The organism is Sulfitobacter sp. IGS-18, from assembly GCF_059628195.1.
The window spans coordinates 889,538-906,100 of the sequence record NZ_CM184556.1 but is presented as its reverse complement, the minus strand read 5'-3'; the positions used below and the strand labels follow the sequence as shown (position 1 = coordinate 906,100).

15 protein-coding genes are annotated in these 16,563 nt (G+C 56.6%); 2 read left to right on the top strand and 13 right to left on the bottom strand.

The genetic code is table 11. The features are described 5' to 3' along the window. Positions 1-170 precede the first annotated feature (170 nt). The 12 genes from ACWNZ3_RS04440 to ACWNZ3_RS04385 form a co-directional block, all read right to left on the bottom strand. Positions 171-2,003 (bottom strand): TniQ family protein, encoded by a 1,833-nt coding sequence (locus tag ACWNZ3_RS04440; RefSeq protein WP_496901342.1) that lies wholly within the window; start codon positions 2,001-2,003, stop codon positions 171-173. Next, the gene (locus ACWNZ3_RS04435; protein ID WP_496901341.1) at positions 2,000-3,004 is read right to left on the bottom strand and encodes a TniB family NTP-binding protein; all 1,005 of its coding nucleotides are present in this window, start codon (positions 3,002-3,004) and stop codon (positions 2,000-2,002) included. The genes ACWNZ3_RS04440 and ACWNZ3_RS04435 overlap by 4 nt, the downstream gene beginning before the upstream one ends. Further along, positions 2,997-5,174 (bottom strand): TnsB C-terminal domain-containing protein, encoded by a 2,178-nt coding sequence (locus ACWNZ3_RS04430; RefSeq protein WP_496901340.1) that lies wholly within the window; start codon positions 5,172-5,174, stop codon positions 2,997-2,999. The genes ACWNZ3_RS04435 and ACWNZ3_RS04430 overlap by 8 nt, the downstream gene beginning before the upstream one ends. After that, positions 5,171-5,863 (bottom strand): hypothetical protein, encoded by a 693-nt coding sequence (locus tag ACWNZ3_RS04425; protein WP_496901339.1) that lies wholly within the window; start codon positions 5,861-5,863, stop codon positions 5,171-5,173. Before ACWNZ3_RS04425 ends, ACWNZ3_RS04430 begins: the two co-directional genes overlap by 4 nt. Positions 5,864-6,050: 187 nt before the next feature. Beyond that, positions 6,051-6,326, bottom strand: a complete 276-nt coding sequence (locus ACWNZ3_RS04420) for a helix-turn-helix domain-containing protein (RefSeq protein ID WP_496901338.1) — start codon at positions 6,324-6,326, stop codon at positions 6,051-6,053. 750 nt (positions 6,327-7,076) lie between these two features. Then, positions 7,077-7,421, bottom strand: coding sequence for a hypothetical protein (locus tag ACWNZ3_RS04415; RefSeq protein WP_496901337.1), 345 nt, complete (start codon positions 7,419-7,421; stop codon positions 7,077-7,079). Positions 7,422-7,466: 45 nt separating this feature from the next. Beyond that, positions 7,467-8,402 (bottom strand): argonaute/piwi family protein, encoded by a 936-nt coding sequence (locus ACWNZ3_RS04410; protein WP_496901336.1) that lies wholly within the window; start codon positions 8,400-8,402, stop codon positions 7,467-7,469. A gap of 178 nt (positions 8,403-8,580) precedes the next feature. Next, positions 8,581-9,804: an IS256 family transposase gene (locus ACWNZ3_RS04405; RefSeq protein WP_269367759.1), complete on the bottom strand. Its 1,224-nt coding sequence runs from the start codon at positions 9,802-9,804 to the stop codon at positions 8,581-8,583. A gap of 23 nt (positions 9,805-9,827) precedes the next feature. Next, on the bottom strand, positions 9,828-10,199 hold the full coding sequence (locus ACWNZ3_RS04400) for a hypothetical protein (protein ID WP_496901335.1): 372 nt from the start codon (positions 10,197-10,199) through the stop codon (positions 9,828-9,830). Further along, the gene (locus tag ACWNZ3_RS04395; RefSeq protein ID WP_496901334.1) at positions 10,196-11,638 is read right to left on the bottom strand and encodes an SMEK domain-containing protein; all 1,443 of its coding nucleotides are present in this window, start codon (positions 11,636-11,638) and stop codon (positions 10,196-10,198) included. The genes ACWNZ3_RS04400 and ACWNZ3_RS04395 overlap by 4 nt, the downstream gene beginning before the upstream one ends. A 498-nt stretch (positions 11,639-12,136) precedes the next feature. Further along, positions 12,137-12,703 (bottom strand): metallophosphoesterase, encoded by a 567-nt coding sequence (locus ACWNZ3_RS04390; protein ID WP_496901332.1) that lies wholly within the window; start codon positions 12,701-12,703, stop codon positions 12,137-12,139. Between the two features lie 96 nt (positions 12,704-12,799). Then, positions 12,800-13,189, bottom strand: coding sequence for a hypothetical protein (locus ACWNZ3_RS04385; protein ID WP_496901331.1), 390 nt, complete (start codon positions 13,187-13,189; stop codon positions 12,800-12,802). A gap of 143 nt (positions 13,190-13,332) precedes the next feature. Here ACWNZ3_RS04385 and ACWNZ3_RS04380 point away from each other — a divergent pair, with 143 nt between their 5' ends. Next, entirely contained in the window at positions 13,333-13,515 is a 183-nt protein-coding gene (locus tag ACWNZ3_RS04380; protein ID WP_496901882.1) for a helix-turn-helix domain-containing protein, read from the top strand. 199 nt (positions 13,516-13,714) lie between these two features. Here ACWNZ3_RS04380 and ACWNZ3_RS04375 read toward each other — a convergent pair whose 3' ends face one another. After that, the gene (locus tag ACWNZ3_RS04375; protein ID WP_496901330.1) at positions 13,715-15,982 is read right to left on the bottom strand and encodes an adenosylcobalamin-dependent ribonucleoside-diphosphate reductase; all 2,268 of its coding nucleotides are present in this window, start codon (positions 15,980-15,982) and stop codon (positions 13,715-13,717) included. A gap of 130 nt (positions 15,983-16,112) precedes the next feature. Here ACWNZ3_RS04375 and ACWNZ3_RS04370 point away from each other — a divergent pair, with 130 nt between their 5' ends. Beyond that, positions 16,113-16,544, top strand: a complete 432-nt coding sequence (locus tag ACWNZ3_RS04370; protein ID WP_269367269.1) for a DUF1489 family protein — start codon at positions 16,113-16,115, stop codon at positions 16,542-16,544. Positions 16,545-16,563: the final 19 nt, after the last annotated feature.

Genomic DNA, 16,563 nt, shown 5'->3' with positions numbered 1-16,563 from the left:
AGGATGCTACTCTTGAACTTCATTCAAAACCGTTGACGACAGCTTGCCATATGAAACCTTTCCGACACTTCTGGCAAGCTGCGCCGCGTAGAATAAACTCAGGTTTTGATGTCTAACCAGCGTCACAGCCTTCATCAAACCTCTTTCAGCGGCCCGCTAGACACACCAAATCACTTTCTTAACGCATTCCACGAACAAGCCTGTAAATCGGATTGCCGATACAGCCTTCGGCCGAGCGGATGATCCGGAACGACGGGAAGCACGTCAAGGCGCTTCAATTGCGCTCGGATCGCAGTTGCCGCACGCCCGGTCTCATGCATCAACAACCCAAGCGTCGTATAGCTCTTGCAAAACGCCTCTACACATTCGCGCCGCGCTATCATCTGGCTCTTCCTCGACACCGATGACCTACTGCGCTCAAGCGAAAGATAGCCTTCGTCACAAAGCCATTTTACCATCGCGTAACTAGCATGAATCCTCTTTTGCAGCTCAGGCTTGGTCAACCCATCATCGGGGGGTATCGCGAGCTTTGCCCTCACCTCCTCGACGTCGACAAGAAGGCCGCCGAAGTTGCGTTGGCGCGGGAGGCATCCAACGAATTCCAGTTGATTGCTAAGGATGAGAGTCACGATCTCGCCCGTGCTGCAAACCACCTTGCGAGCCGCAGTTTGAAGATCGGACTGCCCGGCCTCTGGAAGCGCAACAGTTTCCGCGTGTCTCAGTATCTTTTTCCGGAACTCACGGATCGCCAGGACTGAGTAGCGGGGTTTTGCCTTCGCAGTCTCGCTGACAGGCGCGACAAATCCCCATTTGCGCATGACATCGAACTGGCTTCTGGAAATCCCAAGTTCTCGCTGAGCTCTTCCCTGGCAGACCGACATTGATGTGTTTATCAGGAGCGGCCTAACCAGCTCGGCGTCGAACAGATGCTCACCGTCGTTTCGGCTTGCTCCGGACGGACTCTGCAAAAAGCCTTCTGCTTCAAGGATACTGCGCAGTCTCTTGGGATGAAGGCCGGCTTCTTTCGCGGCAGATGCCACCGAATGCACACGGCGTCGAACACAAGGTTTGCCAAGCACCACAGTGCCGGTAGCAATCGGATATGAAGAGGTGATGTGGTCGTGCACGATATCCCTTACACGATCATATTGCTTTGCCTTCGCACCTGAATAGAGCCACTGGTAGAACCGCCCGAAATGCGCCTGGGGACCGCCTGTCGATCCACCATGTCTACGCTGGAGATCGCGAAGGCTTTCACGAAAAGCCGCTTCACCCGCTGAGAGGACCGAGAATCCCGCTCCTCCCGAGGCCGCCCATTCTCGTTCATCCAAGGCTAGTAAATCGACATTCGCACCACTGCGCAGGACTGCTCCCAACATCTCACTCGTCTTGATGACGACCTGCAGTCCAAACTTGTTGAGCCAAGTGTGGGTAGCGTCGCCATGGATCCGGGCCACAATGTAGTGCTCTAGACCTGTCGGCTCGGCCGCGGTGGAGCTACCCCCCGCCAGCCTATCCCGTGGTGCCACCTCCATCAGTCGACCGAAGAAGTCATGTGGGCTCTGATCTTTGGCTAACTCACTGGTGCTGAGCAGCGTGCAACGGTGCCTCGTACAAGTGCGAAGGCCGCCGACGTGCCAATAGCTCCGATCGAAGGGGGCGAATTCGCCTCCTGAACCATGATCTGCCAAGATGCACGCCGGGCAGACACGAAGGTTCGAGCGTAGCAGTGTTTTCTTTTCGAAAGCCTGATCCGCGAGAACATGTCCACCGCCGTCGACTGACCGGATCGCATGTCGCAACAATGCTTCACAGTCCACTTCTCCCAGTTCTGCAAGGCGTGATAGATCGCGTGGTTTTCCCCGCACCAGGTCCAAGAATGACAGCGACATGTCCGTACTGAAGCGCGTTGCGGACTTGCTCATGTTCGCTGCAGCCAGGCGCGACAGGAATGACGTCTGCGTCTCGCACTCTTGCAGATCAACCAAGACGGGGAGCGTCATTCTGTTTCATCCGTTTCGGCACTCTCTCCCAGCTTCCGAATTTGTCGGAAGTCTTCTGCAAGATAGGGGTTCGCGGCATCCACGCGATCGTATTTGTTACGGAACGCGGCAGCGAAATGCTCGATCTTCACCTCGTCGACACCCCGCTGCAGGGCTTCTGATTGGGCTCCGCTGATTTCTTGCACGGTCTTCCCAAAGTGTCCGGCAGACGCGTGAAGTAGCCGCCGGATGAACGAAATTTTTCGAAGGTCAGGATGAACCGCGAGCCCCACCTCCTCCGCGTATCGAGACAAGATGGCCACTACAGTTCCTTTGTCGACCTCCGTCGTAAGCGGCCTGCAAGAGAGCGTCGTCACCCGGTTCTTCAACTGCAAATCCTGATCCACGAGATGTCGCAGTTCAGGAGTGCCCGCGAGAACAACACACACTGGCCAATCAGGGTCTTGCAGCAACGATTTCAGCGTGTTGATGACCTCTTGGGTCGCGCCACGTGCCCCGGTGCTGGCAAGGTCCTGCATCTCGTCGATGAACAGAACCTTCACCCTGCATTTCTGAAGGAGGTTTCGAACTTGATGCCAAATTTCATGGGCAGGCTTTCCCCTCAGGCTCAGCGCGTCACTCTTGTCGACGTACCCCAGCTTGACGAGGATTTCGTGCCCAAGCGACTTTAGCGTAGCTGGAGATGGCGTCTTCAGTGCGCAGACGTCCATCTGCCGTACACGCTCGACCCCTCGTCGTTGTGTGCTCGGTGGCCGCAGCATAGGGTGAGAAAAGATGCAGCGCTCTAGTGCCGTGGTCTTTCCGGACCCAGACGGGCCCAGAACGACCAAGCCAGAAGCCTTGCCCCGCCGGGCCCTTCCCTCTTCTATATCGAGTAGCAAGGTTGCGAGCTTCAAGCCAAACTCCTGGGTAACCCTGTGAAAGATATCATTCTCCACGAAAATGTCGTCGAGCTCCCGCAAAGCTTTCACGACCCTCACCTGCGCTTCATAATCAGCCATCGCCGCGCCCCCGAAACACCTGGTCATTTTCAGCAATGATCTCATCGTCGCAGACCGCCACAGCTGTCAGGCCGACCGTTGCGTCCGTTACGTTTTCCAATTCCCCAGAGTCAGAGCGACCGGTGACCTGAAAGGTGGTTGCGGTCAGCTCGCTTCGCGCCGGATCGTCCGCCAGAGGTTCAAGTTCCAGGCCCATGAAGACGGATCGTTCGACCTGATTTATCTGCTTAGCGCTGAGCGCAAAGGGAGTAACGCTTGTCAGACGCCACGGCTCTTCGTTCAACGCCCGGATGTCTTCGAGAGCTGCGCGAACAATGTGCCGCTTCATCTGTGCGAGGTCGTGGTTGCGTTTGCGGATTTCACGTACTTTGTTGATCCAAAGCTCCAAACGAATTCCCTCGAATCCACCCCCATTTGGCAAACATCGAACCCACTCCTGCCCCAAAAGGACGTCGATGGCCCCCATGTCCTCTGGGTTCACACGGACTTGCACATGCTGCTCGTTGTCAGGGCCATGGATGAAGTGGTTCTGCAGTTGTGGGCTGTTGTAACTGACGCCGCAGACCACCACGCCGTTTCCGCGCACGTTCCGCCTCATCCGCAACCCGAAGATTGCCCGCCGCTCGGCGGGCAATGGAGGAGGGACGATCGGATATTTCGTCCCTAGGCGCTCCCAGGCGTCAGCAGGTGCTTCCGCCTGCAATCCTTCATGAGGACGGTTATGGTATACATCGACAACGTAGCGGATCAGCATTTTTGCCAACTGATCATCCGTCAGTGTGGCGCTGCCTTTCGAGTCAAAGTCCCCTCGTTCAAACGGATTCGAAAAAGTGCGTCCATTTGCCTCCTGAAACAGGTCAGTATTAAAGGTACCAAAGACCCGTTCGATGAACGCTCGCAACCAAGGTGTCGCAGCAGCAGGAGCGTCGTGATCGCCTCCAAGAGCGACCACAGTTTGGGCAAAAATGAAGGCAATGAACGCGCTTCCCTGGTCGGTCACAACTGCCGAGAGCCCGGCGTGCTGGTGCCAGCTGCACTGCGCCCCCGCCGCTCGAGCCAAATCACTTTTGTCACGTGTCACCAGTGCCAAACACTTAACCGCTTCGGCGGCTGACGGAGCCTTGCAGATATGGAGCGCCAAGATACAGCGAGTAGTGGCGCATATAGCGACGTACATCCAACGTCGCCCCCGCGGTACCCGCTTTCGTTCCTCCTCTGAAAGCAGATGCCAAATAAAGGAATTGGTCGCGAGGGTCATAACATCGACTTCGCATTCGTCGATTTCGATCCTCTCGGCTGGATACAGCGATGACACCCCATTCTCGAAGACAGCGAACTTCTTACGTGTGGCGTCGAGACCGTACCGCTGGCAGGCTACGTAAAACTTGTCGAGCTTTCCTATGGCTCGCCTCACCGCGCTTGCGCCCGGAATTGGCCACGGCCTCATCCCCTCGGCGAGGCGGCGGGAATTCATTTCTTCAAAGGCTGCCTGGGTATCCTCGACAATTCTCTTTTTCGTCTTCCGGCGACGCGTTGCGTAGCCTTGGACGCAACGCGTGAGCAGCGCCATCGCCTCCGGTGGAAACCTGGGAGTCCGATTTCCAGAATTTGAATAATTTTCTTGCAATCCGATCGCGCGATATCCGCTGCGCTCGTAATTCCAGAACCAGCGCAATAGCGTTCGCGGCGACGGCTCCTCATTGAAATTCAGATCAGTTCCAGCACGCTTTTTCTTTCCCTCCTTCTGCATCGCGTGCCATTTTCGTGAAACGGCAATTGATACTTCCGCGAGGACGGCTGCAATCGAACGATCAGTCCGAAGAGCATGACCGCTAACCAGCAATCTGTTCAGCTCGTCGCAGTAAAGCTTCTTCCAAAGAACCTTTTGCTGCACGGGGTCATCCGGAAACTCCGGAAAATCCAGCTCTAGCCTGTTACGTATTGCGGGATTCATTTTCAGCGCCGCGCCGTCACGGACGTACTTCAGTCTCTCCAACCTGCCCAACTCATCTAGCTGGTCATGTGAAAAGTACTCTGTGACGCGCGGCTCACGCACGGTTTCGAGGCTAATACCGTTCCGATCCTGATCAACGAAAATATACTCTGTCTGATCTATCGTGAACAAATCACCGCCGCAGTATTGCCAGAGGTTTGGGCGCACCATGTTCATGCCGGTCTCCCCGCGCGAACCACAGTAGAGTAGTCGATCACGCCGCTACTGACTTGCACCAACAGGCCCAAAAAGACCGCAACGAACGCAGCACGGAAGGCGCGGCCTCCTAGCCCAACAACCTCAACCAGCCGCCCCAAGGTGATCTGTCCAGTCAGTGTGCCGATGAACCGACGAACTGCAGCATCAGCTTCGGTGTCCTCAACCTTGCGGAGTGCGTGAAAGCGCGCATTGTTCGCCTCCGTCGCACGCGAAATCGTACGGTCGGTGAAGAGCGATACCTCATTTGCAAATTTGGGCGAGATCGACTGAGCGATGCACCCGAGTTTGAGGTCCAGCCGCTCTTTCACAGCAAGCGCGTATGGCTTTACCGCGACGGCAATACGGCGTCCATCGCGACGCTCGACTAGCAAGTCGAAGACATGGGTATGCTGGGTGTTATCCAGCCCGCGATAAGGAACCGGACCGACTTGAGCGCGAACCGAAACGACATCGGGTTGCGCTAAGTAATGTTGGGCCGCTTTCCGCTCCAGGATCGCTTCCGTGATGATCGCCGTGTTCGGTGCGCCATGTCGCCCTGGCAAGGTGATAAGACTGGTTCCGTGCCCGCGAGCGCGGCGGTTGATCTTACGTGCACCTTGCAAGATCACCGGCTGCAGAACAGGGCGTTCTGGATGTATCGAAGACATTTTGCCTCCCCTAGAGTGTCAGAGAAAAGGCCAAGGGAGGCCGTTCGCGCTCCAGCAAGGGCACGTCAGGCTTGACTCTCGGCACAACAGAGGGGATCAAAGACGCAGTGAAGCTTCCAATTTCACGACATCTTTCAAAGGTCAGGACGTTCCAGCGTTCTGGCCTTTGCCGTTTCCGGGAACCCGATCAGGTTTCTGGCTCGGTTCCCTCCTTCTTTGATTTCGTAGAATTCTTATCGTCGGGCCGCCGGTATCTGTCAGGCCAGATTTCTGCAGGGTCCTTGCCAAGCTTCAGAGCGACAGCTGCCTGAATTTTCTGACTTTTCATGGCTCCAGAAACGCAACTGGAAATGGCGCCAAACGAAACGCCGAGTTCCACAGCAATGCTGCTGAAGTTGTGCCCGCGAAGGCGAAGCTCGTATTTGAGACGCTCTCGGAGAGCAGTGTCGATCTTGTCGCTCAAAGCCAAGTCCAGACGCTTAGGTTGAATATTTAACCTAGCGATACGAATCAGGAAATTTGCGTGCAAGCTATTTCATGCGACTTGGCTGCACCGCCTAACCACACAAGCTTGAAGGTCTAACCTATTGCAATGTAAATAATTAATTCAAATACTTACACAAACGAAGTGCGCATCCCAAGTGAAACAACAACTTAGCGAAGAACGTCAGTCTCCCGCCAGCGCACAGCCAATCTAAGCCTCGTCAGTAATTCGATAAATGTGTGACGCTTTGTCGCATGACTTTTTGGAGAAAAGAGGTCGGGGTTCTTAAGCACACCAAATCAGGTTGCTCTCTGAGATGCCGCCATAAAGTGTGTGAGCTCAAACTTGTGCGCCTCTTGTGGGCTGCGCACGCTTTTGCCGTCCGATAGGTGCCGGGTCGGATGCCGTGCGGCTTGCCACGTTCTCCAGCATTGCCTTGCCGTCACTCGGCCAATCCCGCCGTTTGCAAGGGCCACCACTGCAGAAGTCCGACTTCCCACACCGGACGTTTATGACACCGCGCGGCATCGTCCAAGTGACCGAGGACCGCAGTGTGGAACTCTTCCAGCCGTTCGCCGCGAGTGCTTGATTTACACTGCGGCTGCGACGACCCTCAGGAAAGAGCGGCCCATTGCAGACCTACAGTGCGCGGTCGTTCGCTGCAACGCAGCTTCTCCATACCTGCCGTTCATCATTAACTAGACAGTGAGTCCAATGCGCCTCTGTTGGCTATCGATCAAGCCTCGCTTTCGGTTTTCCTAGGCGGGAAGGCAAGGGTCGCAGCTTGTGCTTGGCCTTTGGTTTGAACACCTTCAGTGGGTAGGCTTCAATCTCTTGTTTGCCGAGGTCGGTGATACGATAGCCAAGGGTTCCAAACCATTTGTTGATACCAGCTTCGATCATCCTCCAAATCTCGAGATCCGAAAGAGTCTTATCGCCGATACCGGGAGACAGCTTGTTACGCAGGACAAAAATCAACACCCCATCACTGCGAGAATCCTCGTAATCGCATTCTTCGCTCAGCTTTTTGAGAGCGTCGTAGTGCCTTTTGGTAAGATCGCGGGGCTTTTCCAAACTCACCACCTTTCAAACTGAATATCGTAAACTCAAAAATCCAAACTACATATAGTAGCTGTAACTCACTTGAGGGCGATCTTTCGGATCAACGTATTTCATAATGTCCCCGATCTTGCTGGCGCATTCCAGGGTGATGGGTAGCCGTCCGTCGAGCTGTGTATTATTCCAGTTCATTTTTGTAAGCCCGAGGATCTCTCCACATAGGCTCTCCAAAGACGAATCTTGGTCGTAGGCTGTAATGCGGAGTGGATTGGGCACGTACATACCTGGATAGGTCTTGTAGAAGTCTACGGTCCCGCGCGTATACAAGACGCCGTCGGATTCAGACATCGTTAGAAGGGTGCCGCGTTTTGGTGGGTAGTTTTTGTCCGCGAAGAGGCGAATGTCGGTACCTGTAATTGCCACGAAGTCCCGCGAGCGGATCGACTTTTCTTTTAGTGCCCGGCGGAACCCAGCCCGCTCGCTGTCACGGAAGTGGCTCGACTTATGAATTACAACGCGAGCGGGCATATGCTGAAGAGCCCGGTCATATTCATCCAACGCATCGCGCAACAATTTGTAGGCTTGATCTTCGGAGAGGTAGGGGCGTCGGTTTTTCTTATCGATAGAAACCGGCGTGCCGCGCAGGATGATACCGTGGCCAAATTCATCAAAAACTTGCGCAAGACTTGACGAAACAGTCTCCCCGTCGCGGCTTTTATAAAACCCAATGCCGATGTAGCAGGAAGGAGGCTTCGCGTTATCTTCGACTAGCCGCCATGGGATCGTGCGGTTTCCCTTGTAATAGAGTGCTGTCGCAAAGTTCCATGCCTTCGTTGCTGGGTCCTGCTGGTCGCCCGCATGCTTGGTAATGAGGATAGTTTTCTCGCGCACGAGCTGTAAAGGTGTACTTAGGTGCATGCACCTCGCCTTTAAGATGCGACGGAAGTTGTACTCCAGTTCTTCTCTAGGTGCCTCACCTTCGGTTTTCGTGGTCACAGAGTCAAAGAGCTCATTCGGCAGCACGCAGACGATAACATCTACAGCCCTATTTTCCGCGAGAAATCGAACCTGCTCGTAGAAGAGGTCGACAGCTCGATCTACTCTAGCAGCCCGAGTTTCGAGACGCAGCGCGCTAGTGGAGACTGTCAGATATTTTGTGCCCTGGCGCGTTTGATTAGGCCATTGGGAAGCGGTCTTCGAACATGATTGCCAACTGACTTTTTACGGCATGCCATTCGCGCACTGAGCGCTTCCACTCCTGTGATGTAGCATTCAGCGCCAGGTAGATCAATTTTGCCGCCGCCTCGTCGCTGGGGAAGTGGCCCCTTGTGCGGACGGCGCGGCGGATTTTCGAGTTCAGCGCCTCGATGGCATTGGTGGTGTAAATCAGCCTACGCACCTCCGGCGGATAATCCAGGAATGGGATCACCTCGCTCCAGGCCCGTCGCCAGCTCGGCGCTATGGCCGGGTATTTGGCAGCCAGATCGCTTTGCTCAAATTCAGCCAGCGCGGCCTCTGCCGCCTCGGCATCCACGGCGGTGTAGACGGACTTCAAGGCCTTCGCGACAGCCTTGCGGTCCTTGTAGCTCGCAAAGCTCATGGAATGGCGCAGGAGATGCACGATGCAGGTCTGGACCTGGGTCTGCGGGAACGCCGCCTCGATGGCCTGGGGGAAGCCCTTGAGCCCGTCAACGACCGCGATGAGGATATCCTGTACGCCGCGATTGCGCAGATCGTTCAGCACCTTGGCCCAGAACTTGGCGCCCTCGTTCGCCTGGAACCAAAGGCCCAGCACGTCCCGCGTCCCGTCTGGCAGGATGGCCAGGGCCACGAAGACCGCCTTGTTCGACACAGCCCCGTCGCTGCGGATGTTGACCCGGATCGCATCCATGAACACCACCGGATAGCATGGCTCCAGGGGGCGGTTCTGCCAAGCGGTGACCTCGTCCATGACCGCATCGGTGATCGCCGAGATCAGGCTGGGGGAGGCCTCGACGCCGTAGATCTCCTCAATATGGCCCTGGATTTCCCGGGTCGTCATGCCGCGCGCGTACATGCTGACGATCTTGGTATCGAACTCCGGAAACCGCCGTTGATATTTGGCGATCAGCAACGGATCAAAGCTGCCGTTGCGATCCCGGGGAATGTCCAGAACAACCTTGCCGTTGTCCGTTGCTACCGTCTTCTGACTGCTGCCGTTGCGCCGGTTCGGCGGCGGGTTCGCACCTTCAGGCGGCGGATCGGCCCGTTCCTCGGTCAGATGCGCGTCCAGCTCGGTGCTCAAGGCGCGTTCCGCCAAAGCCTTCGTCAGCTCCTGCAAAATCCCGTCCTTGCCGAACAGGTCGCCGGGCTTCCGGCCTTCCATAAGTTGGTCCAAAAGGTCTTTGTTGATGCTCATACGGGGGTCTCCTCATCTCAGAGCTACCACGCCAGAGCACAAAATTCAGGATAGTCCCCGCTAGTGATCTCCGACTTTTGCAAAATTCGGGTGTATTGCGGCGAATTGATAACGCGGGTCAGGAAACCGTGATCAGGACTAATTCCGCCAAAGCCGCGGAAGAGATTAGGTAGCTTAGATCCGGCCTTTCGTTCCAGTCCAGCCCTACATTTTGCAAGCCATTCGTCCAGCAAATCGACGCCCTCGCCACGTCCGACAACGCCGATCCTAAGTTCGGTGCGGCGCAATTCATCACGCTTATCGTAGACACCCATCTGTTCTATCCCAGCCCGAGGACAGATGTGCGTACCCGTACCGAATTCCAACAGAGGTTCTGAAAGTGTCGTGAACTTCATGCTGCCACCTCATCGGAATTTTCACTACTACACTCTGTGTCTTCCTCCACTTCGTCCATCAAGGCCTCCGCTTCAGCACCTTGATCCGTTTCGAATTGCAGGAGAGAGCGGTAGCGGATGTCGGAAGCGGCTGAGCGCCCTTCGGAGAGGCTAGCGAGGAAGTATGCAACGAAGCGAACTTGATCCCGAACGCTTCCGTTATGTTCAAGCCGCTTTTGCTTCGAGAGAAGGTCCTCATGCCAGTTCGATCGTCTATAGCCATTGAAAGAATAGTACCAACTAGGCACAATCTCTGTGTACCACTCTTCACCAAACTTATTGAATGACAACTCGAAACACATGTGCTGGTGATGCGCGACCTTGGTGGGGTCCTTCTTCTGCTGTACTACTCGATACACCCGGCGCACCGACTTTTTCTTGCCTACCCAGGCCTCCCTCCGCTCCGTTTGCCCATCCGCGTTTGGGCCAAAGAAGAAAAACCTGTCCTTAGCGTGCACCTTAACACACTCGGCTTTTAGCCGTTCGCGGGTATGGGCATGCAAAAGCTGCTTGAGAATGTTGACATTATCCACCTCAGATGAGTCTGCGAGGTCCACCACGTCCAAACGTTCAATCGACCCTGTGTCGATTACCGCCGCTAGCCCTGATAGCTCCATGTCTTCGAACGCGAATAATCTGCCATCGTGGTAGACCCACGCATCCGTTTCAATCTCCTCTAACAAGAGGGCCATTTTGATGGTCGACCGTTTACTCTTGGATCGACCGCCATAGTTCAACTCGGCCTTTGCCCGCGCAATAACTGCCTTATCGTCAATTGTGAGTTCAGCGACGTAAATGGCCTCGGGAAGATCGATGGCCTGCAGGTTAGATGTGATCGTGGTCGGTGCCTCAACGGTCTCGGCGTTGAAGCTAGTGAAGGCCTCGGCTTCGCCCAAGATATGCTCAAACTCATGCAAGATCCGCTCTTGCGCGGTGACGCGCAATGCTGACACCTCCCTGAGAAGATCGCCAAGGTCGATGATGTGCTTCTTGCAATTGAAGGAGAACCGGTCCGACAGCAGTCCGTCAATCGCGGTTTGGCTGTAGGAAGACTGTTTCGGGGTCAGCATAAGAACAAAAAGCTCGTCGAAACTGTTGTAGTAAGTTCGATCCATGAATTGCTGAATTGTTGACTTAACTTTGTCGAGCGTGGTCGTAGAGGTGATTTGGAAAGCTACCCGGTCATGATCGTCGCCAAGGTCTATTCCGGGAAAATTTTTAACCTTACGGTTCAGGTTGATGAGATGTGGGAGATTATAGGTCGCCTTGAGGATTGGGATGAAGGCATCTTCAAGGGCTAAGTTAATGTCGGTGCGCCCTTGGGCTGTCGCTAATTCGACTTGGCGCTCCAGACGACTGATAACGTCCCTCAAGCTATTCTCGACCGTCAACTGCTTCATCTACTATCCTCTTAACCAATCACCACCAAGCTAGGAACAAGCTGAGAACATTTCAAGCCATCAAGGGTGCCGGTTGAACAGTTTCAGTTTTTTTAGAGACCAGTTTTCCAACTCCTTTGAGGCTAGCAGCATTGGCCTCTAATAGGACTTCCCATTTACGATTACGGCAGGTCCATTCACTGGGCTAAACATAAGCCTCACAGGCTTCAATCTCTTGTGAATGGCTGATTTGGTGTGAAAATACCGAGGGTAGGGCTACCGCAGCGAATGACCGGATTCCGCCCCCAGTGTCGATCGAGGGGGCTTCGACCTTGGTCCTCGCCTGAATGTCCGCTTCGGCGGTGCGGCAGGGGTGACTTCGCGACCGCGGCGAATGACCCGCCCATTGAGCCGCCACCCACAGGCGAATGCATCTGCATGGAGCCAATGTCTCGTCTTTATAACGTCAGCAAAAAGCGTACTGCGAGGGCTTCTTGTGAACGTGAACTTACGAGACGATTAGCCCTCCGGTTCCGACCCATGCTCCACATCACCCCAATGTTTGTTAGGCGCAAGTTTTCGGGCTCGGCGTTCGATATCGGTTAATCGAACGGGGCAGAAATTCCACTGATCCACGCCAACGTTCACGGCGTTGCGCGAACCCTGCCATTGATTATGGACGTGGCCGAAGAGCTGAAGCGCCCCGCGGCGGGCATGATTCCATGTGATCATGGGATAGTGGCAAAGTGTGTTGGGCACCCCGCGCCCATCCTCGATCTCGACCATGTGCCGGACTGTATCCCAAGGCAGCTCCAGCGTCGCGGCAAGATCGTGATTACCGACGACAAGGTGCTGGCGCGCGCCTGGCAACTGAAGGAAAATGCGCTCGACATAAGCGCTATCCTTCGCTCGTTCACCGAAGGCAAAGTCACCCAGGATCCATAGGTCATCTTCGGGCCCGACACTCTCCCAGAGGCTCGCGATCAGCATGTCGTCCATGTGCCCGGCAGATCGGAACGGCCGCTTACAGAAGCGGATAATGTTCTCGTGGCCGAAGTGCGTGTCGGCCGTGTACCAAATCGCCATAACCCCCCTTTCGATGTTGCGTCCTGCTCAACTTGGCAGGCTCCAAAGCACACGATCTCTCCTTATATGCAGATCAGCCTGCGCACGCTTCGCCCTTTAAGTATGCAGTCGCCGGTGAACATTGCAGTAGACCTTTGCCGCAGGGTCGAATTCTCTCGGGTCTGGCGCGACATCTTTCGGCGAAGCATAGTTCCGACAGGGTTTTCCCGCTTTCGTCAAAGCATCGCACGGAAGCTCGCCGCCCATCTGCAGCTCCGCCCAGGCCCGCAGCACATCTTCAGGCATTTCGAGCCGCTCGGCTGCAAATTTCATGACGTTCGACACGACTTCCGGAAGATCTGTGGCCTCGATCCCCAGCGTCTTTCCTGGGAGCAACTGTATCCACCCGCTGCCACCCGCTTCTGACAACCAGTACTCAAAATGAAGTCCCGGGTAGCCCTCCATCTCTTCCGCGAGTTTCTCCAGTTTTACCAAGTCGATGATCATTGCAGCCTCTCCTGTGCTTCGGCGTCCAGATCGGGCGCCGGAATGTCTCTTAAAACCGGTAGAGTTAAAACCGACATTCGCCAATAGCATCGGGGGTGAAACGGACACCCAAAAGCCCCCTGAGAGACGTACTCGCCCGCAATATGCGGCTCCTTCGTGCTGAGAAAGGGTGGTCTCAGGAACGCCTTGCCGAGGAAGCGGGCCTCAACAGGACTTATTTGAGTGCTGTAGAGCGGTCTGAGCAGAATATCTCGATCGACAACCTCTACCGTGTCGCCAAGGGGCTCGGCGTCGAGGCCCATACCTTGCTGACACGCCGGGATTAGAAATTTTATCTCTCAAAATCAGCCAGATAAGAAGAAAATGGGCCTACCCTCTGCAGGTAGGCCCGTTGCTTTTTTACTGACATCCACGGCGCCCGACATCGGCCCGTGGGCAATCTATGCGGTGATAAAGGACACCAAACCGCACCAAATGGGCAAACTATGGGTCAGTTCAGATCACAAACAACAGCCGCACCCACCCCTACCCGCATTTGGAATGACCGCAGGAAGCGCAGGTCATGCAGCCTTCGATCATGCGCATGTCGAACTGCCCGCAGGACGGGCAAGCCTTGCCACGGGGGGCGTCGAGGCCGACCACGCGGGCCTGGGGATCGGTTTTCAGGCCCAGCCCCTCGCCCGCGATGAAGCCTGTCGCAATCATATGCTGTTCGATCACGCCGCCGATGGCTGCCAGGATCGAGGGGATGTATTTGCCCTTCATCCAGGCCCCGCCGCGCGGGTCGAAGACGGCTTTCAGCTCCTCCACCACAAAGGACACGTCGCCGCCACGCCGGAATACCGCCGAGATCATCCGTGTCAGCGCCACGGTCCAGGCGAAATGCTCCATGTTCTTGGAATTGATGAAGACCTCGAAGGGGCGGCGGTGCCCGTTCAGCACGATGTCGTTGATGGTGATGTAGAGCGCATGTTCGCTGTCGGGCCATTTGACCTTGTAGGTGTTGCCCTCCAGCTCGCTCGGCCGGTCCAGCGGTTCGGACATGTAGACGACCTCGCCGCCTTCCCCGACCAGCACCGGCTTGTCCCCGGACTTGGTGTCGCTGACCGACAGCACCGACCCCGTCACCTCGTTCGGGCGGTATGTCGTGCAGCCTTTGCAGCCCTGATCCCAGGCTGCCATGTAGACATCCTTGAAGGCGTCAAAGCTGATGTCTTCCGGGCAGTTGATGGTCTTGGAGATGCTCGAATCCACCCATTTCTGCGCCGCCGCCTGCATCTTGACGTGGTCCAGCGGGGCCAGCGTCTGGGCGTTGACAAAATAATCGGGCAGTTCTGCGTCGCCTTTCAACTCGCGCCACATCTGCACCGCGTAATCGACAACCTCCTCCTCGGTCCGGCTGCCGTCCTTTTGCAGGACCTTGCGCGAATAGGCATAGGCAAAGACCGGCTCGATCCCCGAACTGACGTTTCCGGCATAAAGGCTGATCGTGCCGGTGGGCGCGACGGAGGTCAGCAGCGCGTTGCGGATGCCGTGTTCGCGGATCGCGTCGCGCACATCCTCGTCCATCATCTGCATGGTGCCCGAGGCAAGATAGGCATCGGCGTCGAACAGCGGGAAAGGCCCCTTCTCTCTGGCCAGATCGACACTGGCGAGATAGGCGGCACGGGCGATCTGCTTCATCCATTCTTCGGTCTGTGCGGCCGCCTCGTCAGAGCCATAGCGCAGGCCGGTCATCAGCAATGCATCCGCCAGACCGGTGACACCCAGCCCGATGCGCCGCTTGGCCTGCGCCTCACGCGCCTGCGCCTCCAGCGGGAATTTCGACGCGTCGACGACATTGTCCATCATCCGCACCGCTGTCGCCACGAGTTCGCCCAGCGCCTCAAGGTCCAGACCGGCGTCCGGCTCAAAAGGGTTGCTGACCAGCCGCGCCAGGTTGATCGACCCCAGCAGGCAGGCACCATAGGGCGGCAGGGGCTGTTCTCCGCAGGGGTTGGTTGCGGCGATGGTCTCGCAATAGCTCAGGTTGTTGGCCTGGTTGATCCGGTCGATAAAGATCACGCCCGGTTCGGCGAAATCATAGGTGGCGCGCATGATGCTGTTCCACAGGTCGCGGGCCTGCAGGGTGCGATAGACCCTGTCGTCAAAGCGCAGCTCCCAGGGGCCGTCCGCTTTTACCGCCTCCATGAAGGCATCGGTGATCAACACGGACATGTTGAACATGCGCAGGCGCGCGGGGTCGGATTTGGCGGCGATGAAATCCTCAACATCCGGGTGATCGCAGCGCATGGTGGCCATCATCGCGCCCCGGCGCGACCCCGCCGACATGATGGTGCGGCACATCGCGTCCCAGACATCCATGAAGGACAAGGGGCCGGAAGCATCGGCGGACACGCCTTTGACATCCGCCCCCCTGGGCCGGATGGTCGAGAAATCGTAACCGATGCCGCCGCCCTGCTGCATGGTCAGCGCGGCCTCTTTCAGCATGTCGAAAATGCCGCCCATGCTGTCGGGCACGGTGCCCATGACAAAGCAGTTGAACAGCGTCACCCGCCGCGCGGTGCCCGCCCCTGCGGTGATGCGGCCTGCGGGCAGATACTTGAAATCCTCCAGCGCGGCGTAGAACGGCTTTTCCCACTCGGCGGGGTTTTTCTCCACCTGCGCGAGGTCGCGGGCGATGCGCAGCCAGGTGTCCTCCACCGTCACATCGCGCGGCGTGCCATCGGCATCCTTGAAGCGATACTTCATGTCCCAGATCTGTTCGGCGATGGGGGCGGAAAATCGGGACATGTCGAATCTTTCGGCTGGATCAGGAAGGAGACCAAGATAACCCATCCAGTCCCAAACCACCACACTTTGAATGCGCTGCCCGATGCACTACCTTATGTCGTGGCTCAGGGGTGAGTCTGGGGAAAAGCCTGTGGATAAATACGTCAACCTGATCAAGCTGAGTGTCGGGACCGAAAGCATCGAAGGTCTGGAGGACTGGCAACGCCAGCGGTCCAGGCAGATCAAGGATGGGAAATACTACCACGTCACCCGGATGTGGCCCAAGCGCGAGGCCGAGGTGCTGAACGGCGGGTCGATCTATTGGGTGATCAAGGGCGAGGTGCAGGCGCGCCAGCGCATCCTGGGTTTCGATGAAATGATCGGCAATGACGGCATCCGCCGCTGCGGCATCGTGCTGGATCCGGAAATCATCCGCGTCTCACCCGCGTTGCGGCGGCCGTTCCAGGGCTGGCGCTACCTTGACCCCGCCGACGCCCCGCCGGACCTGCGCAAGGGACAGGAAGGCGACACCGCCCTGCCCAGCGAGCTGAACCGCGCGCTGGCCGAGATCGGGGTGATCTGAAAGATCAAATCCGCCACCG